The sequence below is a fragment of the Pseudactinotalea sp. Z1748 genome, from assembly GCF_049725185.1.
In the GTDB taxonomy this organism is placed as follows: Bacteria; Actinomycetota; Actinomycetes; order Actinomycetales; family Beutenbergiaceae; genus CALKWS01.
The window spans coordinates 34738-58492 of record NZ_JBMPQB010000012.1; the positions used below are offsets into that span (position 1 = coordinate 34738).

General features: G+C 68.8%; 21 protein-coding genes and 1 tRNA gene. 7 read left to right on the plus strand and 15 right to left on the minus strand.

Annotation, left to right across the window (positions count from 1 at the left end):
• Window positions 1-160: 160 nt before the first annotated feature.
• From ACO0LU_RS18230 to ACO0LU_RS18255, 6 genes are all read right to left on the minus strand, one after another.
• On the minus strand, window positions 161-2446 hold the full coding sequence (locus ACO0LU_RS18230) for a dipeptide ABC transporter ATP-binding protein (protein ID WP_424792775.1): 2286 nt from the start codon (window positions 2444-2446) through the stop codon (window positions 161-163).
• A 25-nt stretch (window positions 2447-2471) separates the two neighbouring features.
• Window positions 2472-3638 carry an ABC transporter permease gene (locus ACO0LU_RS18235; protein ID WP_424792776.1) on the minus strand — a complete coding sequence of 389 codons (1167 nt, stop codon included), beginning with the start codon at window positions 3636-3638 and terminating at the stop codon, window positions 2472-2474.
• A gap of 18 nt (window positions 3639-3656) precedes the next feature.
• A complete protein-coding gene (locus ACO0LU_RS18240; RefSeq protein WP_424792777.1) occupies window positions 3657-4649 on the minus strand; it encodes an ABC transporter permease in 993 nt (330 codons plus the stop codon).
• A gap of 53 nt (window positions 4650-4702) precedes the next feature.
• The gene (locus tag ACO0LU_RS18245) at window positions 4703-6730 is read right to left on the minus strand and encodes an ABC transporter substrate-binding protein (RefSeq protein WP_424792778.1); all 2028 of its coding nucleotides are present in this window, start codon (window positions 6728-6730) and stop codon (window positions 4703-4705) included.
• A gap of 231 nt (window positions 6731-6961) precedes the next feature.
• Window positions 6962-8029, minus strand: coding sequence for a LacI family DNA-binding transcriptional regulator (locus ACO0LU_RS18250; RefSeq protein ID WP_424792779.1), 1068 nt, complete (start codon window positions 8027-8029; stop codon window positions 6962-6964).
• A gap of 187 nt (window positions 8030-8216) precedes the next feature.
• Entirely contained in the window at window positions 8217-9221 is a 1005-nt protein-coding gene (locus ACO0LU_RS18255; protein ID WP_424792780.1) for a hydroxyacid dehydrogenase, read from the minus strand.
• A 159-nt stretch (window positions 9222-9380) separates the two neighbouring features.
• On the opposite strand from ACO0LU_RS18255, the gene ACO0LU_RS18260 reads away from it, so the two are divergent.
• Complete coding sequence (locus ACO0LU_RS18260) at window positions 9381-11309, plus strand: heparinase II/III domain-containing protein (protein WP_424792781.1); 1929 nt, start codon at window positions 9381-9383, stop codon at window positions 11307-11309.
• Between the two features lie 21 nt (window positions 11310-11330).
• On the opposite strand, the gene ACO0LU_RS18265 is transcribed toward ACO0LU_RS18260, so the two are convergent.
• The 3 genes from ACO0LU_RS18265 to ACO0LU_RS18275 all read right to left on the minus strand — a co-directional run bounded on the left by ACO0LU_RS18265 (window position 11331) and on the right by ACO0LU_RS18275 (window position 14211).
• The gene (locus ACO0LU_RS18265; protein WP_424792782.1) at window positions 11331-12047 is read right to left on the minus strand and encodes an endonuclease III domain-containing protein; all 717 of its coding nucleotides are present in this window, start codon (window positions 12045-12047) and stop codon (window positions 11331-11333) included.
• 9 nt (window positions 12048-12056) lie between these two features.
• Window positions 12057-12716 (minus strand): response regulator transcription factor, encoded by a 660-nt coding sequence (locus ACO0LU_RS18270; RefSeq protein WP_424792783.1) that lies wholly within the window; start codon window positions 12714-12716, stop codon window positions 12057-12059.
• 133 nt (window positions 12717-12849) lie between these two features.
• Window positions 12850-14211, minus strand: a complete 1362-nt coding sequence (locus tag ACO0LU_RS18275; RefSeq protein WP_424792784.1) for a sensor histidine kinase — start codon at window positions 14209-14211, stop codon at window positions 12850-12852.
• A gap of 178 nt (window positions 14212-14389) precedes the next feature.
• On the opposite strand from ACO0LU_RS18275, the gene ACO0LU_RS18280 reads away from it, so the two are divergent.
• Window positions 14390-15079 (plus strand): DUF4352 domain-containing protein, encoded by a 690-nt coding sequence (locus ACO0LU_RS18280; protein ID WP_424792785.1) that lies wholly within the window; start codon window positions 14390-14392, stop codon window positions 15077-15079.
• A gap of 120 nt (window positions 15080-15199) precedes the next feature.
• On the opposite strand, the gene ACO0LU_RS18285 is transcribed toward ACO0LU_RS18280, so the two are convergent.
• The 3 genes from ACO0LU_RS18285 to ACO0LU_RS18295 all read right to left on the minus strand — a co-directional run bounded on the left by ACO0LU_RS18285 (window position 15200) and on the right by ACO0LU_RS18295 (window position 18377).
• Window positions 15200-16531, minus strand: coding sequence for an MFS transporter (locus ACO0LU_RS18285; RefSeq protein ID WP_424792786.1), 1332 nt, complete (start codon window positions 16529-16531; stop codon window positions 15200-15202).
• Between the two features lie 18 nt (window positions 16532-16549).
• Window positions 16550-17026: a nucleoside deaminase gene (locus ACO0LU_RS18290; protein WP_424792787.1), complete on the minus strand. Its 477-nt coding sequence runs from the start codon at window positions 17024-17026 to the stop codon at window positions 16550-16552.
• 97 nt (window positions 17027-17123) lie between these two features.
• Window positions 17124-18377 (minus strand): trans-sulfuration enzyme family protein, encoded by a 1254-nt coding sequence (locus ACO0LU_RS18295; protein WP_424792788.1) that lies wholly within the window; start codon window positions 18375-18377, stop codon window positions 17124-17126.
• A gap of 122 nt (window positions 18378-18499) precedes the next feature.
• On the opposite strand from ACO0LU_RS18295, the gene ACO0LU_RS18300 reads away from it, so the two are divergent.
• The 3 genes from ACO0LU_RS18300 to ACO0LU_RS18310 are packed head-to-tail and all read left to right on the plus strand — an operon-like array spanning window position 18500 to window position 20526.
• Window positions 18500-19204, plus strand: coding sequence for an MSMEG_4193 family putative phosphomutase (locus tag ACO0LU_RS18300; RefSeq protein ID WP_424792789.1), 705 nt, complete (start codon window positions 18500-18502; stop codon window positions 19202-19204).
• Between the two features lie 9 nt (window positions 19205-19213).
• Window positions 19214-19762, plus strand: coding sequence for a DUF3090 domain-containing protein (locus ACO0LU_RS18305; RefSeq protein ID WP_424792790.1), 549 nt, complete (start codon window positions 19214-19216; stop codon window positions 19760-19762).
• Entirely contained in the window at window positions 19762-20526 is a 765-nt protein-coding gene (locus ACO0LU_RS18310; protein ID WP_424792823.1) for an SCO1664 family protein, read from the plus strand. The genes ACO0LU_RS18305 and ACO0LU_RS18310 overlap by 1 nt, the downstream gene beginning before the upstream one ends.
• A 122-nt stretch (window positions 20527-20648) precedes the next feature.
• Here ACO0LU_RS18310 and ACO0LU_RS18315 read toward each other — a convergent pair whose 3' ends face one another.
• The 3 genes from ACO0LU_RS18315 to ACO0LU_RS18325 all read right to left on the minus strand — a co-directional run bounded on the left by ACO0LU_RS18315 (window position 20649) and on the right by ACO0LU_RS18325 (window position 22275).
• Complete coding sequence (locus ACO0LU_RS18315) at window positions 20649-21170, minus strand: CarD family transcriptional regulator (RefSeq protein WP_424792791.1); 522 nt, start codon at window positions 21168-21170, stop codon at window positions 20649-20651.
• A 484-nt stretch (window positions 21171-21654) separates the two neighbouring features.
• Window positions 21655-21873: a hypothetical protein gene (locus tag ACO0LU_RS18320; protein WP_424792792.1), complete on the minus strand. Its 219-nt coding sequence runs from the start codon at window positions 21871-21873 to the stop codon at window positions 21655-21657.
• A 318-nt stretch (window positions 21874-22191) separates the two neighbouring features.
• Window positions 22192-22275, minus strand: a tRNA-Leu gene (locus tag ACO0LU_RS18325).
• Window positions 22276-22556: 281 nt separating this feature from the next.
• Here ACO0LU_RS18325 and ACO0LU_RS18330 point away from each other — a divergent pair.
• On the plus strand, window positions 22557-23258 hold the full coding sequence (locus ACO0LU_RS18330) for an FhaA domain-containing protein (protein WP_424792793.1): 702 nt from the start codon (window positions 22557-22559) through the stop codon (window positions 23256-23258).
• Window positions 23259-23268: 10 nt separating this feature from the next.
• Window positions 23269-23748, plus strand: coding sequence for an FHA domain-containing protein FhaB/FipA (locus ACO0LU_RS18335; RefSeq protein WP_424792794.1), 480 nt, complete (start codon window positions 23269-23271; stop codon window positions 23746-23748).
• Window positions 23749-23755 lie beyond the last annotated feature (7 nt).

Genomic DNA, 23755 nt, shown 5'->3' on the forward strand with positions numbered 1-23755 from the left:
GCCCGTCAAGGGTGTTCGGGGCGGGCCACACCCCCGGTGCGGAGTTCATCGAAGGCATGTTCCACCGTGACATCGCAGGCCGCTGTGCACCACCCCGGGCCCACCCGGTCCGCACCCGCGGTCCAGGCGGCCCAGCGGCGGGTGCCGGGCCGAGGTGGCGTCAGACCTGGTCGCGGGTGGTGGGAGTAGCCACGCCGCTCAGGGCCAACTTCTCGGCGTAGTGGCAGGCGACTCGGCCATCACCCAGGGTTCGAAGCGCCGGCCGGTCGGTGGGACACAACTCGGTCTGCGCGTGGGGGCAGCGGGTGTGGAACAGGCAGCCGTCCGGTTGGTTGGCCGGGTCGGGCAGATCGTCGGTGCCGGCGCGCTTGAGCCGTTCCTCCCGGCGAGAGGGGTCCGGGATCGGCACAGAGTGCAGCAGCGTCTCGGTGTAGGGGTGACGGGGCCGGCGATAGAGTTCGCCGGTTTCGGCTTCCTCGGCGATCTTGCCCAGGTACATCACCGCCACCCGGTCGCTGACGTGCTCGACCACGGACAGGTCGTGGGAGATGAACAGGTAGGTGAGCCCGAACTCTTCCTGCACGTCCACCAGCAGGTTGAGGATCTGGGCCCGGATCGACACATCCAGCGCCGAGACGGGTTCATCGGCGATGACCAGGCGTGGGTTGGTGATCAGCGCCCGGGCGATGTTCAGCCGCTGGCGCTCCCCGCCGGAGAAGGCGTGCGGGTAGCGGGGCATGTACTCGGGCCGGATACCCACCCGGCGCAACATCTCCGCCACCCGGTCCTGGCGTTCGCTGCCCGAGGCCATTTTGTTCACGAGCAGCGGTTCGCCGACGATCTGCTCCACGGTCATGCGCGGGTTCAGGGAGGAGAACGGGTCCTGGAAGATCACCCGCACCTGGGTGCGGTACTTGCCGAGGGCACGCCCGCTCAGCGTGGCCAGGTCCACCTGGTCACCACCGGCCTCGCGGTACAGGATCTGCCCGGAGGTGGCATCGATCAGCCGAGCGATCGCCCGGCCCATCGTGGTCTTGCCACAGCCGGACTCCCCGACCAGGCCCATCGTCTGGCCCGGCGCGATGCTCAGGTCCACCCCGTCCACGGCTCGCACGTTGCCGGTGGGGCGGCGGAACATCCCCCCACCGATCGGGTAGTGCTTGGTCAGGCCCTTGACCTGCAGCAACGGCTCGACCGAGGTGTCCGGCGCCTCCTGCGGCCGGCGCGGCTCGACGACGACCGGTCCCACCGTAGGACGGGCACCCTGAGCCGGGGGACCGGACTCGACCGGCTCGGACGCACCTGCCGGCTCGGACTCCTCTGCTCCGGGGGCCTCGGGCACCGAGCCGGGGGCATCGGGATGGCTGTAGAGATAGCAGAAGGTGCGGTGGTCCTGGTCGAAGTCGGTGGCCGGGGGCATCTCCTGGTCGCAGATCCCGGGCATGGCGAAATCACACCGGCTACGGAACGGGCAACCACTGGGTCGGTTCTGCGGGTGCGGCACCATCCCGCGCACGGTGCGCAGACGCCGGCGCTCCCCGCCGTCGCGCACATCGGGGATCGAGCGCAGCAGGGCCTGGGTGTAGGGGTGCTTGGGCTCGGAGAAGATCTGCTCCACCGTGCCGCGCTCGGCCACCTTGCCCAGGTACATCACGGTGACCTCATCGGCGATCTCGGCCACCACACCGAGGTCGTGGGTGATGAAGAGCATCCCCATCCCGTTCTCGGCCTGCAGGTCCTTGAGCAGATCCAGGATCCGGGCCTGGGTGGTCACGTCCAAGGCGGTCGTGGGCTCATCGGCGATCAGCAGTCTCGGGTCGCAGGACAACGCGATCGCGATCATCACCCGCTGACACATACCCCCGGAGAGCTGGAAGGGGAAGACGTCCATGCGCCGCTCCGGGTGCGGGATCCCCACCCGGCGCAGCAACTCCACACCCACCTCCCGCGCTGCGCCCTTGCTGATCTCCCGGTGCAGGCGGATCGTCTCGATCAGTTGCGCGCCCACGGTGTACATCGGGGACAACGACGACATCGGCTCCTGGAAGACCATCCCGATCTGTCCCCCGCGGACCTGCCGGATCTCCTCCCCGTCGGTGTCCAACGCGGCCAGGTCCACCGGTTCGCCCCCGTCGGGGCTCCACAGCACCTTGCCGTCGACGACCTCCCCGGGTGGCTCGATCAACTGCAGCACCGAGCGGGCGGTCATCGACTTACCGCACCCCGACTCCCCCACCACACACATCGTGGTACCCGGGCGCACCGCGAAGTCGACCCCGTCCACCGCCTTGACCACACCGTCGGGGGTGGTGAAGTGAGTACGCAGACCCTCGATGCTCAACAGGGCCCGATCAGCGGCCACCGCCTCACCCCGGGCCTCGGGGTCCATCGTGGTGGCCCCATCGTGGTCCGTGCCCATGGTCACCTCACCGGTTCGTCGCTTCATAGGATCAGCAGATCGTCTTCAAAGGTCAGTTCTTGTAGGGGTCGGCCGCATCGCGCAGCCCGTCCCCGAAGAAGTTCATCGCCAGCACGGTGATCACCACCGGGATACCGGGCAACAGGATCCACGGCGCGGTGGAGACCGCCCGGATGTTCTGAGCCTCCTGCAGCAACACACCCCAACTCACCGTGGGTGGTTGCAGGCCGAGGCCGATGAACGACAACGCCGTCTCGGCCAGGATGATCGTCGGGATGGACAGTGACAGGTTGGCGATGATGTGGGAGGTGAAGGAGGGCAGCATGTGCCGGAACATCACCCGGGACTGACTGGCGCCATCGGCCACGGCGGCGGTGACGTACTCATCACTGCGCACGGCGAAGAACTTGCCCCGCACCTCCCGGGCCATCCCCACCCAGCCGACCAGGGAGATCACCACCGTCAGGGCCAGATACCGTTGCACCGGTGACCACGACGACGGCACGGCGGCGAACAGGGCCATCCACAGCGGGATCGTGGGGATGGACATGATCAGTTCGATCGCTCGCTGGATGAGGTTGTCCACCCGGCCCCCAACGTACCCGGAGATGCCGCCGATGATCACCCCCAGGAACAACGACAGCAGCACCCCGATCAGACCGATCGACATCGAGATGGTGGTCCCGTGGATGATCCGGGACAGGATGTCGCGGCCGTTGGCGTCGGCCCCGAAGAGATACATCGGCGGCCCGTTGATATCCACCGGCCCGATCAGGCTGCGGTCCCAGGGGATGAAGCCGAACAGGTTGTACTCCTCCCCGCGCACGAAGAATCCGATCGGGATGATCTCCTCCTCATCCAGGGTGAAGGTCAACGCCAGGGTGTCCGGATCCTGCTCGAAGGTGTACCCGTTCACGTGGGGGTGGAAGGAGCCCTCGTGGAACAGATTGATCTGCTGGGGCGGTGCATAGGGGTACTCGGAATTGTGCGCGGTCTGGGAATACGGCGCCAGGAACGGGGCGAAGATCGCGATGCCATAGATCAGCACCGTGATCACCCCGCACACCAGCGCGACCTTGTGCCGCTTGAAGCCCCACCACACCAACTTGGACTGCGAGGCCAGCGCGAGATCGCGCCCACCCTCGCGCTGGGCTTCGGGTGCCTCGGTCTCCGGGGTCTCCAACTCGGTGCCGGTGCGCGGCATGAACGGTTCGGTCATGGTGAGCCCTCCCTCCTGTCAGTACCTGAACCGCACACGCGGATCGAGCCACGCCAGCGCCAGGTCGGAGATCAAAGTCCCGATCACCACCAGCACAGCGCTGATCAGCAGCACCGATCCGGCCAGGTACATGTCCTGGGCCATCAGGGCCCGCAACAGCAGCGGACCGGTGGTATTGAGGTTCAGCACCTGGGAGGTGATCGCGTCCGCGGCGATCAGACCGGGCAGAATCCACCCGATGGTGGAGAAGAACGGGTTCAACGCCACCCGCACGGGGTACTTGATCAGCATCTTCGTGCGCGGCACCCCCCGCGCCCGGGCCGCGACCACATAGGGCTTGCGCAACTCATCGAGCAGGTTCGCCCGCAGGATCCGGATATTGGCCGCAGTACCCGCGGTGCCCCAGATCACCACCGGGATCCACAAGTGCGCCAGCAGATCACCCACCCGCGCCAGCGACCACGGCGCGTCCCGGAACTCCGGAGAGAACAACCCCCCCACGCTCTGACCGAAGTAGGTCAGGCTCAGCCACATCAACACCAGCGCGATCAGGAAGTTCGGCACCGCCAACCCGACGTAGCCCAGGAACGTGAAGGCATAGTCCCCGGCGGAGTACTGCCGGATCGCCGAGTACACCCCGATCGGGAAGGACACCGCCCAGATGAACAGCAACGTCAGCACCGACAGCAGGATCGTCAGCGGCAACCGCTCGCCGAGCAGGGAACTGACCGTGCGACCGTAGTCGAAGGACTCCCCGAAGTCACCGTTGAAGATGATGTTGGAGAACCACATCCAGTACTGCACGTACCAGGGCTGGTCCAGCCCGTAGCGCTGAGTGAGCCGCTCCAGTTGGGCCGCCCCCAAACTCCCGTCCCCCTGCGCGGCCAACTGGGCCTGCAGGGTGGTCAGGTAGTCCCCCGGGGGCAACTGGATGATGACGAACGTGATCACGGAGATGATCCAGATTGTGGGGATCAGGATCAACACGCGCCGCATGATGTACTGCAGCATCAGCGCACCACCCCATCTGGTGACAACGAGTTCGTCATGAACCGGACCCGGGCTCAGTCCTCGGAGAAGAACCAGGCGGGGATGTCCGTCGGGCCCGGCGTCAGGTACAGCCAACTGTCCGGGAAGGACTCCACGACGTTGCGCAGGTTGTTCTTCCTGATGCCGTAACCGTCGGTGGGCAGGGCGATCCCGATGGCGTAGAACTGCTCCTTGGCGATCTCCAGGATCCTCCGGAACATCACCTTCTGTTCCTCCAGATCCGGCTCCAGCGGGATCTGCCAGTACAGTTCCATCTGCTCCAGCGTCTCCGCGGGCGGCTCCTCGACGTCCTCGCCCTCGCCCAGGCTGGAGAAGTAGGCGGACCACTTGACTCCGTAGAGGGATTCATCGCTGGTGGGGAACCACCAACGAGTTTCGTTCATCTCCACCCGGTAGCCACCGTCCCCTGCCCACACGCCGGCGTCGAACTGGTTCGCATCGGGGTTCTTACGGTCGTAGAACAGGGTCCGTTCGATCGTGTTCACCCGGGCGTTCACACCTACCTCGTCCCAGTACTGGGTCACCATGTTGGCGGCGTTGGGCCACTCGGGAAACAGCGGGGTCAGGTCGATGTCGAACCGCAACCGCTCACCGCTGGGAAGCAACCGGTACCCGGAACTGTCCCTCTCGGTCAGGCCGGCGGCATCCAGATGCTCGTTGGCCAGATCAACGTCGTACTCGGTGTACTGCTTGGCGAACTCCTCGTCGTAAAACTCCGACTCGGCGTGCGGCGCGGCCTGCCAGGGTTCTCCCTGACGCTGGAAGACGGTATCGATGATCTCCTGGCGGTCGATGGCGTGGGAGAGTCCGATCCGGAAGTCCTTGTTCTGGAAGATCTCCCGCAACTCCGGATCCTCGTGGTTCAGGTTCAGCGCGATGATCATCCGGTTCATCGAGGTGGTCTCCACCGTGACGAAGTCGAAGTCACCTTCCTCCCGGGCATCAGCCAGCACTGGACGGTTCGCGTCCTGGTTGAAGTGCCGGGCGTGGAAGTCGAGTTCCCCGTTGACCGCTTTGAGGAGCATCACCTCCTCCTCCTGGATGATCTCGAACTCGAGGCGGTCGATGAAGGGGAGTTGGGCGCCGTCGCTGTCGGTCTTCCAGTAGTACGGGTTGCGCTCGGCGGTGGCTACGTTGCCCTCGTTCAGCGCGCTGGTCATCTTCCAGGCGTACAGCACCGGCTTGTCGATGTTGTTCCACCAGTGGATGCGGTCCTCCCAGTACGCCGTCCAGTCGGCGAACCCGGCCTCATCGGCCTGCTCCTCGGCCTCGGGGTTCAGGTGCGGGAGGAAGTCCTGCAAGTAGTGCTTGGGATAGAACAGGAAGTTGGTGGCCCACCAGGTGGCATTCTGCGCTGCCTGCTGGAGGAAGTCGCCCTTTGTCTGCGGGTAGGTCAGGCGCACGGTGTAGTCGTCGATCCGTTCGACCTGCGCGGGCTCGTTGTCCACGGCCAGGAAGCCCGGGGGGTTGGCGTTCAGTTCCTCGTTGAAGTACACGTCCTCGATGGCGAACATCACGTCGTCCGCGGTCACCGGCTCACCATCGGACCACCGCATGCCCTCGCGCATATGCATGGTGAACTCGGTAGCGTCGTCATTGATGTCGACGGACTTGAAGGTGCCCGGCAGTCCCACCTCGGCGAGCGAGTGGTCGGCGCGCATCATCGGTTCATAGGCGATGATGCGCTCCAACCAGGGGTCATCGCCCTGGCCCAGCGCAGCGCCCTGGTAGGTGCCGCCGTAGACGCCGAACTCCTGGGTCTCCACGACCAGTCGGTCGGACTCGATCGGCAGGCGCTCCTCCAGCGGGGGCAGTTCCCCGGCCTCGACCTGCTCGGTCAGCAGCGGGGACTCCTTCGGCCGGTCCGGGTCCGGGGCGGCCTCGGCGCCATCGCCCTCGCCGTCGGTATCCGGGTCGGCGGTGCCTCCGCCGCCGCAGGCGGCCAGGGACACGGTCGCGAGTGCACCGCCGCCGGCGTAGAGCATGGTGCGGCGGGAGAGCAGACTCGGGTCGGATGTGGCTGAACTGGTTCTCGCGTTCATTCCTGGGTCCTCCTTGACTCCGTATCCCGGCACCTGCGCGCGGGATGAAAAACCATGTGTGTCGATGCCGTGTGTGCTCTGAGGGTGTGCGTACGGGACCTCCACCTGCCCAGTGACTATAGAAAGGCCCACGCACGGAGCAGAACAAAAGCGACATATTCGATCATGATCCATGGCGCTTCGGGCACCCCGGACGGACCGCGCCCCGGGTTGGCCCGTGGCACTACCCCGTCAGTACTCGACCACGGCCCCGCAGGACTCGCGCACCGTCAGCCGGGGAAGCAACTGGGAATGCCTGGGCGCCTCCTGCTCGGCCTCGGTGCGCAACCGCCGATCGATCAGCCGCAGGGCCTCCCGGCCCAGTTCCCGACGCGGTGGTGCGATCGCCGTCAACGGAACCGCCCCGTGCCCGGCCACCACGTCGTCGTAGGAGATCACCGCCAGGTCCTCGGGGATTCTCAGGCCGCGCAGTTGGGCGACCTCCACGATCCGGATCGCGTGCCGGTCCGAGTGCGCGAGCACGGCCCGGGCGCCGAGGTCGTGCCGGTGGTCGATGAACTCCTCGATCGCCGCGGTCAAGTCGTCCGGGTCGTCGTGATCGCTCGGCAGCGTCACCGCCGGCACCGGATCCAGCCCGAGCTGGGCCACCGCTTGGTGGTACCCCTCCCGGATCGCCGGCGCGGTGGGAGTCGCCTCGGTCGCCGCGAGCACCACGCTGCGGTGGCCCAGGCGGGCGAAGTGGTCCACCGCGAGCAGACCCCCGTGGCGGTGGTCGGTGCGCACGCTGTCCAGTTCCCGGACCGCGCGGCTGGCTCCCACGTCCCGTTCCAGCACCACCACCGGCACCGGGATCGACTCCAGCCAGGCCGCGACGTCTGCCGGGACCTGTTCGTGCAGGGTAGGGGTCAGCACCAGGCCCTTGACGCCCAGCGCCAGCAGCCGCTCCACCTGGGCGCGTTCGGCTGCGGGCCGGTAGTCGGAGATACCCAGCACGATCCGGACACCCAGTTCGGCGGCCACCGACTCCATCCCCGCGATGACGTCGGGGTAGTAGAACGTCGCCGAGGGCACCACCACACCGATCAGGGTGCGCGCAGGGCGTGGTTTGGTGGACTTGCGTTGTGCGGCCACCGCGCCGCCATGCACGCGATAGACCAGGCCGTCGGCCTCCAGCCGACTGATGTCCCGCCGGATCGTCACCTGGGTCACGCCCAGTTCGGCGGCGGCCTCGCTGGCCCGCACGGTTCCGTAGAGGGTGATCTGCCGGAGCAGGTACTCCTGGCGGGCACGCGCCAGCATCAGCAGGCCCCGGGGAAGGAGCCGACGACGTCGGTGCGCGGTCGTTCCGCGGCACGGCCGGTGCGGGTCCGGCCCCCCGATGGGGACGGTCCGGCGACGCGCGGCCGGCCGGCGCGGTGCGCGCTGCTGGTCCGGGCAGGTGCGGGGCGGATCATGGTCCTCGTCTTCTCCGGCGGGATCCTCGGGCTCAGGCGGTCAGCGGCGCGGCGTCGGGCAGGTGCTGGCTGCGCAACGGTGCTCCGCTGAGCCATCGCTGAAGTTCGTTGATGGCGTGATCACTCATCCGACGCGCCTCGTTGCCCAGGGAACCGGCGATGTGCGGTGTAATGAGCACATTATCCATCGCGCGCAGGGGGTGGTCCGGCGCCAGCGGCTCGGGGTCGGTCACGTCCAGGATCGCGTACAGGCGTCCGGTGCCACACTCGCGCGTCAGCGCCTCCTGGTCGATCACCACGCCGCGGGCCGTGTTGATCACCGTGGCCCCGTCGGGCAGCAGGGCCAGTTCCCTGGCCCCGATCATGCCCCGGGTCTCGGGCAGGGCGGGCGCGTGCAGGCTGAGGATCTCGGAGGCGGCCATCGTCTCGTCCAGGCTGGTCAACTCCCCGCCGAGCGCGGCAACCTGCTCGGGATGGGCGTAGGGGTCGTAGACCCGCAGCGCACCCAGTTCGAGCACGGACAGCAACTCCATCACGCGGCGGCCGATCCGGGAGAAACCGACGAGGCCCACCGCTCTGCCCCGGTTGGTCAGGTCCGAACGGCCCATACCCGCTTGCCAGCCCTGCACCGAGGTGCGGGCGATGAACGGAACCCGCTTGCCGGCCATGATGATCGCGGCCAGGGTGTACTCGGCCACCGGGATCGCGTTGACGTCCGCGGCGGTACTGACCACGATCCCGCGTTCGTGTACGTCCTCGTTGACCATGTGTCGCACGCTGCCGGCGGCGTGCAGCACCGCCCGCAGCCGGGGCGCCGCGGCCAGGACTTCCGGGGTCAGCGCGGGCGCTCCCCAGGAGGTGAGGAGCACCTCCGCCTCGGCCAGCCGCGCACGGGCCCCTGCAGAGGTCAGTTCATGCACCACCGCCGGCTCCTCCATCGATACCAGCGTGTCCAACCTGTCGAGTTGGTCCTGCCCGAACTGCAGCGCGAAGGCCTCGGGGTTCATCACCAGCAGGGCTCGGGGGGGCGCGGACAACGTTGCTCCCACAGGCACCTCAGTTCTCGTGACCGGTTTTGTCTAGTTCGATCGCCAATGATCGGCAATTGGTCGTCGCAATCCTAGAGTGGAGGATCCGCAAATCGGCCGTGGCGACCAAGAACCCGGACAGAAACGAACATTTCGGATGGAGGCAGCGTGCAGGACTCCACCACTCCGATGCGCGCATTGTGGGGGGACCGGGCCGAGGCGCCGGCGCTGCGGAACGTACTGCGGGCCCCCGACCAGGCACTGCCGGTGGCGCCGGCCACCGACCGCGCCGTCTGGGACCTCGGGGCCGGGCGGCTGCACCACCCCAGCGTGACCGACCTGATCGAGAACGCGCAGTGCGACCGCGAGCACCCTTGGCCGCACACCCTGGCCACGCTGCTGGCCGACTACGTCCGCGCCGACAACCGGGTGGGTTATGAGGAGCAGGTCTTCACCCGGCAGGGCCGGTTGTCCCGTGCGGTCATCGCCGCGGCCGTGACCGGCGAGGCGCACTGGCTCGATGACGTGGCCGACGGCCTGATCCAGTTGTGCGAGCAGACCACCTGGTGCTGGCCCGCCCATGAGGAGTCCTTCAGCAAGCGCGGCTGGCTACTGCCAGACCCGGACGCCCCGGTGCTGGACCTGGGCGCCGGTGAGGTCGTCGCCCAGATCACCTGGACCGATCACCTGCTCGGCGCGTCCCTGGACGAGCACTTCCCCGGCCTGCGCACCAGGCTGCGCCGCGAAGCCCGGCTGCGAGTACTGGACCCCTACCTGCAGCGGCGCGACTGGTGGTGGATCGGCACCGAGCGCCGGGTGAACAACTGGAACCCGTGGATCTGCGGCAACGTGGCGCTGGCCGCGCTGCGGTTGCTCGACGGACCCGAAGAGGCGGACCTGCGCGCCCGGATCGTGGCCCAGACGATCGCCGACGCCGACAACTTCGTGGACTCGCTGCCGGCCGATGGCGCCGTCGATGAGGGCGCCTCGTACTGGTGGGAGGGCGTCGGCCGGCTGCTGGAGATGCTCGACGTACTGCACCACGCCACCGGAGGCGAGCTCGACCCAGGTGCGATCCCGGCCGTCGGAGCCGCACTGGCCTATCTGCACCGGATGCACCTGGGGCGGGGCTGGTACGTCGGGGTTGCCGACAGCGCGGCCCGCGCCTACCCCGGGGTCCCCTGGAACGTGCCCTACCGCTGGGCGGTGCGCCTCGGCGACGACCGGGCCCGGGACCACGCCGCCGCCCAGGTCCGCCCCGGGGAGCCGCTGATCACGGTGCACCGGCGACCGACCAGTTCGCTGGGCCGGATCCTGCACACAATCACCGACACCGCCTTCGCCGCCGCCGCCGGGGGTGCTGAAGCTTCCCCGGAACCCGCGGTGTGGCTGCCCTCGGTCCAGATGCTGGTGCGTCATGGCCCCGCCCAGCGGGAGCGGCGCCTGAGCCTGACGATCAAGGGCGGGCACAACGGGGAGAACCACAACCACAACGACATCGGCGCCGTGACGGTGGCCCTGAACGGGGTGCCTGTGGTGGTCGATGCCGGACGGCCCACCTACACCCGGCAGACGTTCGGACCGGACCGGTACCAGTTGTGGCCCATGCAGAGCCAGTGGCACAGCGTGCCACTGATCCGCGGCAGTGGACAACGGGACGGGGAGCGGTACCGGGCGCGGAGCGTCTCGGTGCTTCCCGACGACGAGGCGCCCCGGGGCATGGAACTGGACCTGGCCGCGGCGTACCCGCGCGAGGATGTGCGCACCTGGGTGCGCCGGGCGGAACTGGGCGACGGCGAGGTGCGGGTGAGCGATTCCTGGCACCTGGACGCCCCGGACGGTGAGACCGGACCCACCCGAGTGCACTGGATCCTGGCCGGGTCGGTGCGGCTCGTCGAACCCGGGCGCGCCACGGTGACGCCCGTGCAGGGCGAGGATGCTCTCGAACTCACCTGGGATCCGGACCTGCCCGCCGGCCTGGAGGTGCAGGAACTCGACGACCCGATGCTGACCGAGGTCTGGGGGGACCGACTGACCCGGTTGTTCATCGAAGTGGACACCGGCACCACCGGCTCCACGACCATGGTGATCCGCTGACGGGCAGCTACTGCGGGTGAGTTAGCGGCCGCGCTTGGCCGCAGCCGGGACGACGTCGGCGGGTGCGGATGTGGTCTTGCGGCGCCCGGCGCGGGCCTTGGCCTCGGACTGCCTCTGCTTCTTGGTGGCCGCGAAGGAACAGATCGGGCACATGGCCAGATCGTGGCGCTGCGCCGGGCAGTACTCCCGGCCGAAGTAGATGATCTGCAGGTGACGGCGGTTCCAGGTGTCCTTGGGGAAGGCCCGCTTGAGGTCGGCCTCCACCTTCTCCACCGTGGTGCCGGTGGACAGCCCCCAGCGGCGGGCCAGGCGGAAGATGTGGGTGTCCACCGGGAAGGCCGGGATGTCGAACCCCTGAGCCATCACCACACTCGCGGTCTTGTGCCCCACCCCGGCCAGGGACTCCAGGAACTCCCAGTCCGGGATCACCTCGCCCCCGGCGTCCATGATCTGCCCGGCCGCGGTCCAGAGGTTGCGCGCCTTGGTGGGTGCCAGGCCGATCTCACGGATCAGTTCCCGGATCCGTTCCGCACCCAGGGCATGCATCTGCTCCGGTGTGGAAGCCTCCGCGAACAGAACCGGGGTGACCTCATTGACCTTCTTGTCAGTGGTCTGGGCGGACAGGGCCACCGCCACCAGCAGGGTGTAGGCGTCGGTGTGGTCCAACGCCGGCACCGGTTCCGGGTAGAGGTCTTCCAGGATCTCGCTGATCCGCTCCACCTTCTCCGCTCGTCGCACCCGACCAACCTACCCGTGCGAGCGCCCACTCGCGGCGCGGTCGATCACCAACGCCACCTGCACCCGGTTGGCTGCGTCGAGCTTGGTCATCGCGTTGGTCAGGTGCGTCTTGACGGTGGCCTCGCTGAGGTAATTCTGGCGAGCGATCTGGGCGTTGGTCAGACCGGCGGCAACCGCAGTGGTAATGGCCTGCTCCCGGTCCGTGAGCCGTTCCACCCGCTCCCTGGCCTCCCGGCGTTTCTGACCGGAGGTGTCGGCCTGGACGTGGGCCATCACCGTACGAGCCGCTCGCGGGGACAACGCTCCGTCGCCGGCGGCCACCGAGCGGATCGCGGTGATGATCTCGGCCGGGTCGGCATCCTTGGCCAGAAAGCCGTGGGCCCCGGCGTGCACGGCCTCCAGGATCACGTCCTCGCTGTCGAAGGAAGTCAGCGCGATTACCCCCGGCGGGTCCGGCAGGGCCATCACCGACCGGGTCGCTTCCACCCCGCTGACGCGCTGCATCCGCAGGTCCATCACAACCACGTCGGGATGATGCTTGTGCACCGCGGGTATGACCTCATCGCCGTCGCCGACATCGGCGACCACGGAAAGATCGGCCTGCTCGATGATGGTGCGAAGTAGTTGACGCACCATCGCGTCATCATCCACCACGAGTACCCGGATCATTCAGCCGAGTCTAGAACCGGCCTCCGACACCGCCCAGCGGCAACGACGCGGCAGCCGCGCCCCGCCACACTCGGCGCGCCGGCAGAACTTCTCTCGCCCGCCCGGGCTGCCCGCGCACACGTCGGGCGGGGCGCTACCCCGAGGTGGTCGCCACCCAGGGCAACCCTGCGTGCAGGAGGTACGTGTCGCCGTCGACTCCTGCCTGAAAGGTTCCCCCGAGCATGTGCACCCGTTCGGCAATCCCGCGCAGCCCGGATCCGCTTGAGCCCGGCGCCGGCCCCGGCTCACTGCCGGGAGGCCCGACGGCGGCGGCTGCCGATCCGACCCGCCCTGGCGCGCCCCTCCAAGACCCGGACCCGCCGGTCTCCTGTGGGAGCAGGCGGTTGGTCACCGTGACCTGGACGCCCCGCCCGGGAGCGGCACGCAGGTCCAGTTGTACCGGTGCGGTGGGGGCGTGCTTGACCGCGTTCGTCAGGCCCTCCTGCACGATCCGGTAGACCGCTCGGGTCAGCGCCGGCGGGGCCGATTCCGCTCCGGAGACCATGATCATCGGGGTAATGTCCGCTCCGGCGCTGCGGGCATCGTCCACCAGCCCGGGCAGGTCATCGAGCGTGGGGGCGCCTGCGCCGAGGTGGTCCGAGGCCGCGGAGTCGCGCAACGTGCTGATCAACGTGCGCATCTCCTCCAGCGCTCTGTGCGCGGCCGAACGCATCGAACGGGCCGCCCCGGGCACGTCGGTGCCGGGATCGGCGGCGGTGACTTCCAGCGCCGAGGCGTGCAGGGATACCAGGGACAGGTGATGCGCGACGGTGTCGTGCATCTCCCGGGCGATCAGGTCGCGCTCCTCCTGACGGGACAGTTCCGTGCGCAACTGATGCGCGGCGCGCTCGTGCGCCCGCTCGGCCTGCCGGGCGGCACGGGCGCTCGCGCGATAGCGGCGTGCCATCCCGATCGCGACCGTCAACCCCACGCCCAGCACCACCAGGGCGACATAGCCCACCGGGTTCATCTGCACCGTCTCCCCGGACACCTCATCGACGAAGACGAACATCGCGTCGACACCCCGGGCGTGGTCCCGCCAGGCCCCGATGCTGAGGGCAGCGGCGACCGCTGCGGTGGCGATGGCCACGTTCCGCCAGCGCTGGGTGATGTAGACCCACACCAGCGCACACATCGCCCCGATGGGTCCCACGGGAAACACCGCGAACAGCGCCGCACTCACCAGGCACACCACGAACGCGTGCTGGATGCGCCAGGCCAGCGCAACCGCTGCGCCGCCCCCCACGAGTACCCATACCAGCCACCACAGCACCGCCGAGTCCAGGTCCGGCATCCCACCGGTGGCGAAGGTGGCATCCAACAGGGTTCCGATGAACGCGAGAGTCACCGCGATCGCGGTTCCGGCCCAGCCCACTATCCGCCTGTTCGTGGTGACCGGCTCGGGAGGCGGCGGGGCACGCTCGGGCAGCGGGCGATCCGGGCCGGGGCTGGTCATGTCACGCATCGTAGGCATCACCACCCACAACGGACGTCATCCGGTTGGCCATGGTTACCACCGCCCGGCTACGACTTTCGGCTGGCTGGGTGCATCGGATCGGACGAAGCGCTGAAGGGGTCCGGGCGGACAGGCTCGATGACGTACTGCAGGTTCGCCATCTGAGAACAGGAGCATCATGAGTCAACATCCACAGGGTCCGCCGCCGGGAACACCTACCGGTCCACCGCACGGTGCCGCGGCACCGCACGCCCCTTACCCCGGCCCGGCACAGCCGGAGCCCCCCGCACCTCCCAAACAGAACTGGTTCGCCCGGCACAAGATCCTCACCGGGTTTCTCGCTGTCCTCGCGTTCGTCGCGGTCATTGGCATCGCCACCTCCGGGGATGGGGACGAGGGCACCAGCGCCGCACCCGGTCAGTCCGCGGAGACGAACGCCGATGCCGCGCAGCAGGACGATGAGCCGGCCGAGGCGCCCGGGATCGGTGAGAACGTATCCGATGGGGACTTCGAGTTCGTGGTCACCGAGATCGAGACCGGCGTGGGCCGGATCGGGTCGGAGTTCCTGAACGAGCAGCCCCAGGGTCAGTTCGTGCTGGTCTACCTCGAGGTAACCAACACCGGCAGTGCCGCCGAGACCTTCTGGACGTCCGAGCAGGGCCTGGTCGACATCGAGGGACGCACCCATTCCGCCGACGATTCCGCCGCTCTTCTCCTCGACGACGGCGAGTTCCTGCTGACCGAGATCAACCCGGGCAACACGGCCCGGACCACACTGGTTTTCGATGTCCCGGCAGACGCCGAACCGGCCGCGGTGGAACTCCACGGCTCGATGTTCTCCCGGGGGGTGACGGTGAACCTGCAGTAACCGCCACACGGGAGAACCGGGGGGCGTGGCCCCGGGCACCGATCCGGTGTCCGGGGCCACGGGCCGTGCGGCCCGGGTTCGATGACAACGGTCCACGCGATCTGTCCGGAGGTCGTTGTCTCACGCCTCAGGGGTGCGGCGGCCGCGCCGCCGGGCCCACACCAGCACCGGAATCAACATCAGGGATAACACCCCGCCGGCCAGGGACAGCGTGGCGAAGTCTGTCGCCGCGACCACCACACCGGACATTGCACCACCACCGGCGCCGGCCAGAGCGATCAGGACGTCGATAGTGCCCTGGGTACGCGGGCGGTTCTGTGGAACGGTGGCATCGACCACCAGTGCCGTTCCGGCGATCACCCCGAAGTTCCAGCCCAGGCCGAGCAGAGCGAGAGCCAGGATGAGCCAGAACAGGGAGTCCGCGGGCGCCAGCGCGGCGGTGAGCCCGGCCAGCAGCAGCGTGATTCCCGAAGCGATCGCCATCGGGGTGCGACCGACCTTGTCCACCAGCACCCCGGTGATCAGGGACGGCAGGTACATGGCACCGACATGGATGCCGATCACCAGCCCCACCGCAGCCAGGTCGTGGTGGTGGGCCCGCATGTGCACCGGCGTCATCGTCATGATCGCCACCATCGCGATCTGACTGAGCACCATCACGGTGGCACCCACGTACGCCCCCGCACCCGCCCTGGGCACCGGCTCGGCCGTGTCCGGACCCGCAGGACCGGATGCTCGTCCGGGTGCTTCCGCCGTCCCGACACCCTCCGCCGCCCGCGCGTCGCGGCGACGCGCCAGCAGGTACGGGTCCGGCCGCAGGAACACCATCAAGGTTGCCCCGGCCGCCAGGTAGGCCACGCCGGCGAGCAGGAACGGGCCGGCCAGCGGCGGAATCGCCAGGGTCGTGGCCAGGACACCCAACGGTTCCACCAGGTTCGGCCCGGCCACCGCACCCAGGGTGGTGGCCACCATCGCGATACTGATTGCCGCGCCCCGCCGCGCCGGGAGGGCCAGATCCGTCCCGGCGTACCGGGCCTGCAGGTTGGTCGCGGTGCCGGCGCCGTAGACGAACAAGGACACGAACAGCAAGGGCACATTGCCGGTGACCGCCGCGCCAACCACACCGAGCGAACCGATGCCCCCGGCCCCGAACCCGATCCCGAGACCCACCCGCCTTCCCCACCGGTGGGTGAACCGCCCCACCAGGTAGGCCGCGAGCGCCGACCCGAGGGTGAACAGACCCACGGGGAGCCCTTCCAGCCCGTCGCGGCTGAGCATCTCCTGGGCCAGCAGCGCGCCCACGGTGATCCCGGCGGCCAGACCCGCCCCGCCCAGGACCTGGCTGACCACCACCACGGTCAGGGTGCGCTTCTGGACCCGGACGCGGGTCGACTCGTCAAGGCCCATAGCCGGGGCCGGGCCCACCGCTCGCTCGCCACGGTTCGTGGTCACGCCGCGCCGCCTGCCTGCTCAGTCCTGGTGGTAGCGGCGCTGCAGATCGCGAACCTCCTCGGCGAACTCCTCGACCGGGCCCTCCGCACGTATTCCGGGGGCCACCTGAGCGATAGGCAACGGTGCCACCGGCGCGGGCGCCGCCCCAAGTTCACCCCGCCAGCCCCGCAACTGATCGGAGGAGGTGGCGTAGACGATCCGGCCCAGACCTGCCCATGCGTGCGCGGCCGCACACATCGGGCAGTGCTCACCGGATGTGTACACGGTCGCCGCCGATCGCTGCTTGGGCCCCAGATGCTCCACGGCCCACCGGGCGATCGAGAACTCCGGGTGCCGGGTGCGATCACCCTCGGCGTCCCGGTTGTGGTCCTCGAACAACACGGTGCCCTGCGATCCCACCAGCACCGACCCGAAGGGCGAGTTCCCGCCGTCCAGGGCCGCGCGTGCCAGTTGCACGCATCGGCGCAGGTGCGCTCGATCCACGTCAGTGACCATGGCGCCATCCTGACCGATGCCGTCCCGATTACGGCGGAAGCCACGGCGAGTGGCCGGATGCGAGCCACGTCTCGGGCACCACACCGCCTCGACGCACTCACGTCGAGGCGTGGTGGGTCGAGGGTGTGGTCCGCACCGGTGCCGACGGCGAGGCCTGGGCGCAGGGGCGGCGCCTCGGCGCCGGGTCGCCCAGGGCCTGCTGCAGGTCCGCGATGAGATCGACCGGGTCCTCCAGCCCGACGGAGATCCGCAGCACGTCCGGATGGGGACGCGCCTCCGGTGCCACCGGGCGGTGGGTCAGGGCCGCCGGGTGCTGGATGAGGGAGTCCACGCCACCCAGGGAGACCGCGTGCCCGATCAGCCGGCACCGCCCGGCCACCCGCACCGCTGCCTCGAAGCCGCCGTGTACTTGCACCGCCAGCATCGCCCCGGGCCCCGACATCTGCGTGCCGACCAGTCCCATCGGATCCTGACCGGGCAGCCCGGGGTAATACACCCGGGCGACGCCAGGATGTTCAACCAGGACCCTGGCCACCTGGCGGGCACCCTCCTGCTGGGCCCGGACCCGCACCGGAAGCGTCTGCAGACCGCGGTGCAGTTGATACCCGGCCAGCGGGTGCAACAGGCCACCGGTCAGGGCCCGCACCGCCCGGAGCCTGCGGGCCCAGTGGGCATCGGTGGCGATCACACCGCCCACGATGTCGCCGTGGCCACCGAGGTATTTGGTGGCCGAGTGCAGCACCAGTCGCGCCCCCTGCGCGACCGGAGTCTGCAAGACCGGGCTGGCGAACGTGTTGTCGACCAGCACCGGCACCTCCCCGGCCTGGGCAACAACGGCGGCGATGTCCAGCAGCTCCAGGGTGGGGTTGGCCGGAGTCTCGATGATCACCAGGCCGGTGTCGGGCCGCAGCGCAGGCGCAATGCCGTCCGCCCGCGCCCAGGTCACCTCCGTACCCAACAGACCGGTGGCCAGCACGTGGTCACTTCCCCCGTAGAGCGGACGTACCGCGACCACGTGCGGGGTACCGGCCTGCACGGCGGCCAACAGGGCCGCGGACAAAGCCGCCATGCCGGAGGCGTAGGCGACGGCCTCCTCGGCACGTTCCATCGTGGCCAGGGCGTCCTCGAACCGGGCCACGGTGGGATTCCAGAGCCGGGAGTAGACCATCGAGCCGCCCGGCTGTGGACGCCCGCCACCGGCGAGCACCTCATAGGACTCCCCACCCGATTCCACATCGGTGATCTGGTAGGTGCTGGACAGGTCGATCGGCGGAACGTGCGCCTGGCCGAGGTTCTCCCGGCCGGCGTGCACAGCGTTGGTGTCGGGTCCAAGGGTGTTCGGGCGCGACATGGTTTCCTCCTTGCAGACGGCGTCGTCCGTCAGGTCCGTAGGGTGAACGGGTCCTCCCAGCGTGTCACACGGTGGTTGGGAACAACCCTCTTCGGAGAGCCAGGCACTTAGGATCGGGACATATGTCCACGGTGATCCTGGTCCGGCACGGTCGTAGCACCGCGAACGCCGACGGCGTGTTGGCCGGCCGCACGCCCGGTATCGAACTCGATGAGACCGGGCGGGAACAGGCCGAGCGCACCGGACAGCGCCTCGGCGCCGTGCCCTTGGTGGGCGTCGTCTCAAGCCCGCTGGAGCGCTGCCGACAGACCGCGAACGCGATCCTGGCTCACCAAACCGGCTCCCCGACGGCACCGACCGAGACCGCTCTGACCGAGTGTGACTACGGCGATTGGCAGGGCCGCAAGATCGCCGACCTGGCCAAGGAGGACCTGTGGACGGTAGTCCAACGACACCCTTCGGCCGCGGTGTTCCCCGGCGGTGAGTCCCTGGCTGCGATGCAGGCACGGGCGGTTGCGGCGGTGCGACGTCATCACGCCGGGTTCCAGGCCACGCACGGGTCCGCGGCGGTATGGGCGGTGGTCAGTCATGGCGACCTCATCAAGTCGATCCTGGCCGACGCCCTCGGTCTGCACCTCGACCTGTTCCAACGCATCCACGTCCATCCGGCATCGGTGTCGATCGTGCGGTACACGACCACCAGCCCCGAGGTGGTCGCCATGAACACCGACGCGGGAGACCTATCGTGGCTGCGCGAGCAGGCAAGCGAAGCCCCGGTCGGTGGGGGAGCGGGGCCCGGGCACGCACGTGCCTGCGGCGACTCCTAACATGGAGAGGTGTCCCGCATCGTCCATAGCTTCGACTGGCCCGATCGGTTCGTCGTCGGCACGCTCGGTCAGCCCGGCTCACGTACCTTCTACCTGCAGGCCCGCACCAAGGCCGAGATCGTCAGCGTCGCCTTGGAGAAGGAGCAGTCGGCGGCGCTCGCCGAGCAGATCGACAAACTCCTCGATCAACTGATGTCCCACCCGGACAACCCCTTCAGCGTTCCGGAGTCACCACCGGAACGACTTCTCGACGACGACCCGCTGGATCAGCCCGTGCAGGAGCAGTTCCGGGTAGGTGCGCTGACGCTGGGCTGGGACGCCTCGACCTCCCAGATCGTCATCGAGGCCCTCGCGGCCCCCGAGGTCGATCCTGAGACGCTCGAGCCGCTCGCGGAACTGGAGGAGTCCCTCGTGGTCCGGATCCCGGTCGGCGCCGCGCGGGCATTCGCCGAACGCGCCCGGGCCGTGGTGGGCGCAGGCCGTCCCCTGTGTCCGCTCTGCCGCCAGCCGGTGGATCCGCACGGCCATGTCTGCGATCTGACCGACGGTTTCCCGTGATTCCCGCCGGCCTTCGAGACGGCGAACTCGTCCTGGAGGGTCGGATCATCCAGGCTTCCAACGCCACCTTCCTCGGTCGGATCGGCACGGTGAAGGTTGTCTACAAGCCGGTGGCCGGCGAACGTCCCCTCTGGGACTTCCCCGGCTCCACCCTGGCCCGCCGGGAGGTAGCGGCCTATCTCGTCTCGGAGTCCTTCGGCTGGGACCTGGTTCCACGGACCTGGCTGCGCGATGGCCCCTTCGGCCCGGGGATGGTTCAGGTGTGGCAACAGCCCGATCCGGCCCAGCAGGCGGTCGACCTGGTCCCCACCGAGGACGTTCCCGTCGAAGGCTGGTGTCACGTCTTCGACGGCCTGGACGCACAGGACCGTCCGGTCTCACTGATCCACGAGGACTCGCCGGTGCTGCGGCGGATGGCCGTGTTCGACATCGTGGTGAACAACGCCGACCGCAAGGGCGGGCACGTGCTGGAGATGACCGATGGGCACCGCTATGGCGTGGACCACGGGCTCACCTTCCACAGCGACAACAAGTTGCGCACGGTCTTGTGGGGGTGGCTGGGCCATGATCTGCACGCCGAGGAGCTGGCGGGCCTGGAGCGCCTCCAGGGCGCTCTGGACACCGACTTGGGCGACCCCCTCGGCGAACTGATCTCCGGTTCCGAGATCGCGGCACTGGTCGAGCGGTGCGACCACCTGCTGCGCCACGCTCGGTTCCCCGCTCCCGCGGGTGAGATGCCCCCAATCCCCTGGCCCCCGTTCTGAAGACCACCGACGGCGCCAGGCGGAGCGATCTCAGCCATGGTCCCGCCGCCCTGCCATCCGGGCAGCCGAACACGGGCGGCCACGAAAGATGGTCTTGCGGCCGGCCCGTGAGGTGCCCCTGCTCAGCTGGCGGCGGCCAGCGCGGGCATCGGCGGGATCGTGCCCTGCAGGATGGCCGCATCGATCGTGGCCTCGGTCTCGGCCTCGTCCAACGACAGCACGATGGAGATCTCCGCCACCAGCGGGATCAGGGCGTCGCGCAGGAGGTTCTTCTCACCGAACGACAGACCCTTGCCGTCAAGGCGACGACTGAGGTCGCGGACCAGCCCGGCGATCGTGCGGATGTCGCCGCTACGGAACCGGTCGGTGTTGGCCTTGATGCGCCGGGACCAGTTCGAGGGCTCTTCCTCGCTCGGAGCCGCCAGCACGTCGAAGATCTCCCGCAGATCCTCGATGCCGAGCACCGGACGAAGGCCGGTCTCCTCAGCCCGCTCCTCGGGAACCTCGACGACGAGGTCGGTTCCGGACACCTGCAACTTCAGGTAACGGATGCGCGTGCCCCGTAGGGTGCGCGTGGTGGTCTTCGTGATGGTCGCCGGTCCGTGGTGGGGGTGGACGATGACCTGACCCTTGGTGAAATTCAATGCGTGACCCTTCGACGAACGAGCGCCACACTCGACCGCTTGGGTCGGCTCTTTGGGGCCCACCGGCGGTCGTCTCGAGACCCACCATCGGTGGGTGATGACACAGCGGAACTTACACCCCTATGGAGGAACGTACGCGACCGCTGCGAGCCAGCCTTTCTATTCTCTCATGGAATGTATCGATTTTCCTGACGACTTGATCACTATTTGGCGGCGCGGACCGGATTAGTTCCCAATCGCGAGGTGCCAGATGGTAATGCCGGTGGGTAGGAGGCGGTCCATCCGGGAGTACCGGACGCCGCGGAGGCAAGTGCCGAACCTGCACGTCGCCGCCGTGGCGGCGGCGACGTCGACGCCGCGAATTCGCCCCGGGAGGATCGTCGTGGCCGATTCCACCGGGCATAGGAAGAATCTGTGCCCGAACGGTCCCGAAATGCCGCCATGAATCATGGCCGGCCATTTCGGCAGCCAGGCAACTGCGCTCCTATCGGGGCAGCGCCGTATTGATCGCTCGGCGCATCTCGTCCACCCGGTCCACCTCGGTGGGCCAGGCCGATTCCACCAGCCACGTCACACCGGCATCGGCGCACTCCTGTGCCGGCACGCCTTCGGCCCAGAGGGCGACCACGTCCCAGTCGCCGTCCTGGTCCGCCGCAGGCGGCACCTGGTCGAGGTAGGCGACCAATTCCTGGGGTGTGGGCAACGACTCGGCCGCCTCGGCCGCCGTCGGGGAGTGGGCATGTTTGCTGGCATGTTCATCCTCGTCGCAGCAATGGTGGGCGTAGTTCTGCTAGGGAGGACTGCCGGTGAGGCCTGGCGGATTGATCCCACGCAGCAGGCCACGAGACGCCCCGTCGACTGACGCCAGGGTGCGTCGACGGCGCGTTGCTACGAGCACCGGGGCCTGATCTCGCCCGAGATGGCAACCAGCGCAGCGACAGCACCTTTCGTGCACCCTTGGTCGTCCGGGCCATCTCCGGAATCGCGAGTCCCGGATCGACGACCCGGAGCCTGCCACCTGTGCGCGAGGGGGGAGTTGAACCCCCACGTCCTCTCGGACACACGGACCTGAACCGTGCGCGTCTGCCTATTCCGCCACTCGCGCTTGACTGCTGAACATCCCCACCGTGGTGGGCGATGTTCAGCCCGGTTAGGTTAGCACGCGGGCCCGGTTCGAACCGCATCCGCCAGCGCCCGCGTGATGCACACCACTGCAGCCTCATGCGGCGGGTTCACCCTTGCCTGCGGCCCGTTTCGGGCGCGGCATCGCCCCACCGGGGGCTCGAGACGTTTACGATCAGACAGACTAGGTGTATCCGATGACGTTGCGCGCCCCCGCCCGTGCGGGGCACCCGCCGCGTCCGAGCGCAGGGAGGAGGTGCCGCGATGGGTGTTCTGGACCGTTTCGAGAAGGGCGTGGAACGCGCTGTGAACAGCGTCTTCTCCAAGGCCTTCCGATCCGACCTCAAGCCGGTGGAGATCGCCAGCGCCATCCGACGGGACATGGACGACCGCACCGCTGCCCTCTCCCGGGGCCGCACCGTGGTGCCCAACACCTTCACCGTCGAGCTGTCCGAGAAGGACTTCGGGCAGGTCCAGGACTGGGGCGAGGAGGCGATGGCCCAGGAGATGGTCGAGTCCGCAACCGAGCACGCCCGGAGCCAGAACTACGTGTTCGTGGGCCCGGTGGATGTCACCTTCGCCCCGGCCGAGGACCTCGAAGCCGGCCGGTTCCGGGTGCATTCCTCCTCCCGCCGCGGCGCCGTCGCCCCAGCCACCACCCCGAACGCCGCCAGCCGCCACCCGATCCTGGACCTCGACGGCCAGCGCTACCTGTTGACCGGACCGGTCACCGTGATCGGGCGGGGCAGCGAGGCCGACATCATCGTCGACGACGCCGGCGTCTCGCGCCGCCACCTGGAGATCCGGATCACGTCCGACGGCGTGATCGCGAGCGACCTGGGCTCGACCAACGGTAGTTACGTCGAGGGGCACCGGGTGGATGCGGCCACCCTGGTGGACGGCAACACCCTGACGATCGGCCGCACCCGGATCCTGTTCTGGTCCGGCACCGACTCCGACCAGTGAGCCCGGCTGGATGAGCGAACTCGTCGTTACGGTGCTGCGCCTGGGCTTTCTCGTGCTGCTCTGGTTGCTGGTGCTCTCCGCTATCGGAGTACTGCGTCGCGACATCTTCGGCACGCGTGTGTTGGCCCGGGACTCGGTGCATCCCCGGGGTGGCCCGAGTCCGCCCCGGCCGGCGGCACCGGGGCGGCGCGGGCGCGGCACGCCCACGCGGTTACGGGTCACCGGCGGGCCCCTGAACGGCACCACCCTGACCCTGGGGGAGTCGGCGGTGCTGATCGGACGCTCACCCGGGTGCACCCTGGTGCTCGACGACGACTACTCCTCCAACCGGCACGCCCGGATCTTCCCCTCCGAGGGCCGCTGGTACGTGGAGGACCTGGGGTCGACCAACGGCACCTACCTGGGCGCCCAGCCCATCGCCGAACCGGTACCGGTGGGGATCGGGCAGCCAATCCGGATCGGGCAGACCGTCATCGAGTTGCACCGGTAGGCGCGGA

Excerpts from the sequence above, each read along its gene's own strand:
- ACO0LU_RS18230 (WP_424792775.1), bottom strand. The coding sequence starts at position 2,446 with ATGAAGCGACGAACCGGTGAGGTGACCATGGGCACGGACCACGATGGG.
- ACO0LU_RS18235 (WP_424792776.1), bottom strand. The coding sequence starts at position 3,638 with ATGACCGAACCGTTCATGCCGCGCACCGGCACCGAGTTGGAGACCCCG.
- ACO0LU_RS18240 (WP_424792777.1), bottom strand. The coding sequence starts at position 4,649 with ATGCTGCAGTACATCATGCGGCGCGTGTTGATCCTGATCCCCACAATC.
- ACO0LU_RS18245 (WP_424792778.1), bottom strand. The coding sequence starts at position 6,730 with ATGAACGCGAGAACCAGTTCAGCCACATCCGACCCGAGTCTGCTCTCC.
- ACO0LU_RS18250 (WP_424792779.1), bottom strand. The coding sequence starts at position 8,029 with ATGCTGGCGCGTGCCCGCCAGGAGTACCTGCTCCGGCAGATCACCCTC.
- ACO0LU_RS18270 (WP_424792783.1), bottom strand. The coding sequence starts at position 12,716 with ATGATCCGGGTACTCGTGGTGGATGATGACGCGATGGTGCGTCAACTA.
- ACO0LU_RS18275 (WP_424792784.1), bottom strand. The coding sequence starts at position 14,211 with ATGACCAGCCCCGGCCCGGATCGCCCGCTGCCCGAGCGTGCCCCGCCG.
- ACO0LU_RS18280 (WP_424792785.1), top strand. The coding sequence starts at position 14,390 with ATGAGTCAACATCCACAGGGTCCGCCGCCGGGAACACCTACCGGTCCA.
- ACO0LU_RS18290 (WP_424792787.1), bottom strand. The coding sequence starts at position 17,026 with ATGGTCACTGACGTGGATCGAGCGCACCTGCGCCGATGCGTGCAACTG.
- ACO0LU_RS18295 (WP_424792788.1), bottom strand. The coding sequence starts at position 18,377 with ATGTCGCGCCCGAACACCCTTGGACCCGACACCAACGCTGTGCACGCC.
- ACO0LU_RS18300 (WP_424792789.1), top strand. The coding sequence starts at position 18,500 with ATGTCCACGGTGATCCTGGTCCGGCACGGTCGTAGCACCGCGAACGCC.
- ACO0LU_RS18330 (WP_424792793.1), top strand. The coding sequence starts at position 22,557 with ATGGGTGTTCTGGACCGTTTCGAGAAGGGCGTGGAACGCGCTGTGAAC.
- ACO0LU_RS18335 (WP_424792794.1), top strand. The coding sequence starts at position 23,269 with ATGAGCGAACTCGTCGTTACGGTGCTGCGCCTGGGCTTTCTCGTGCTG.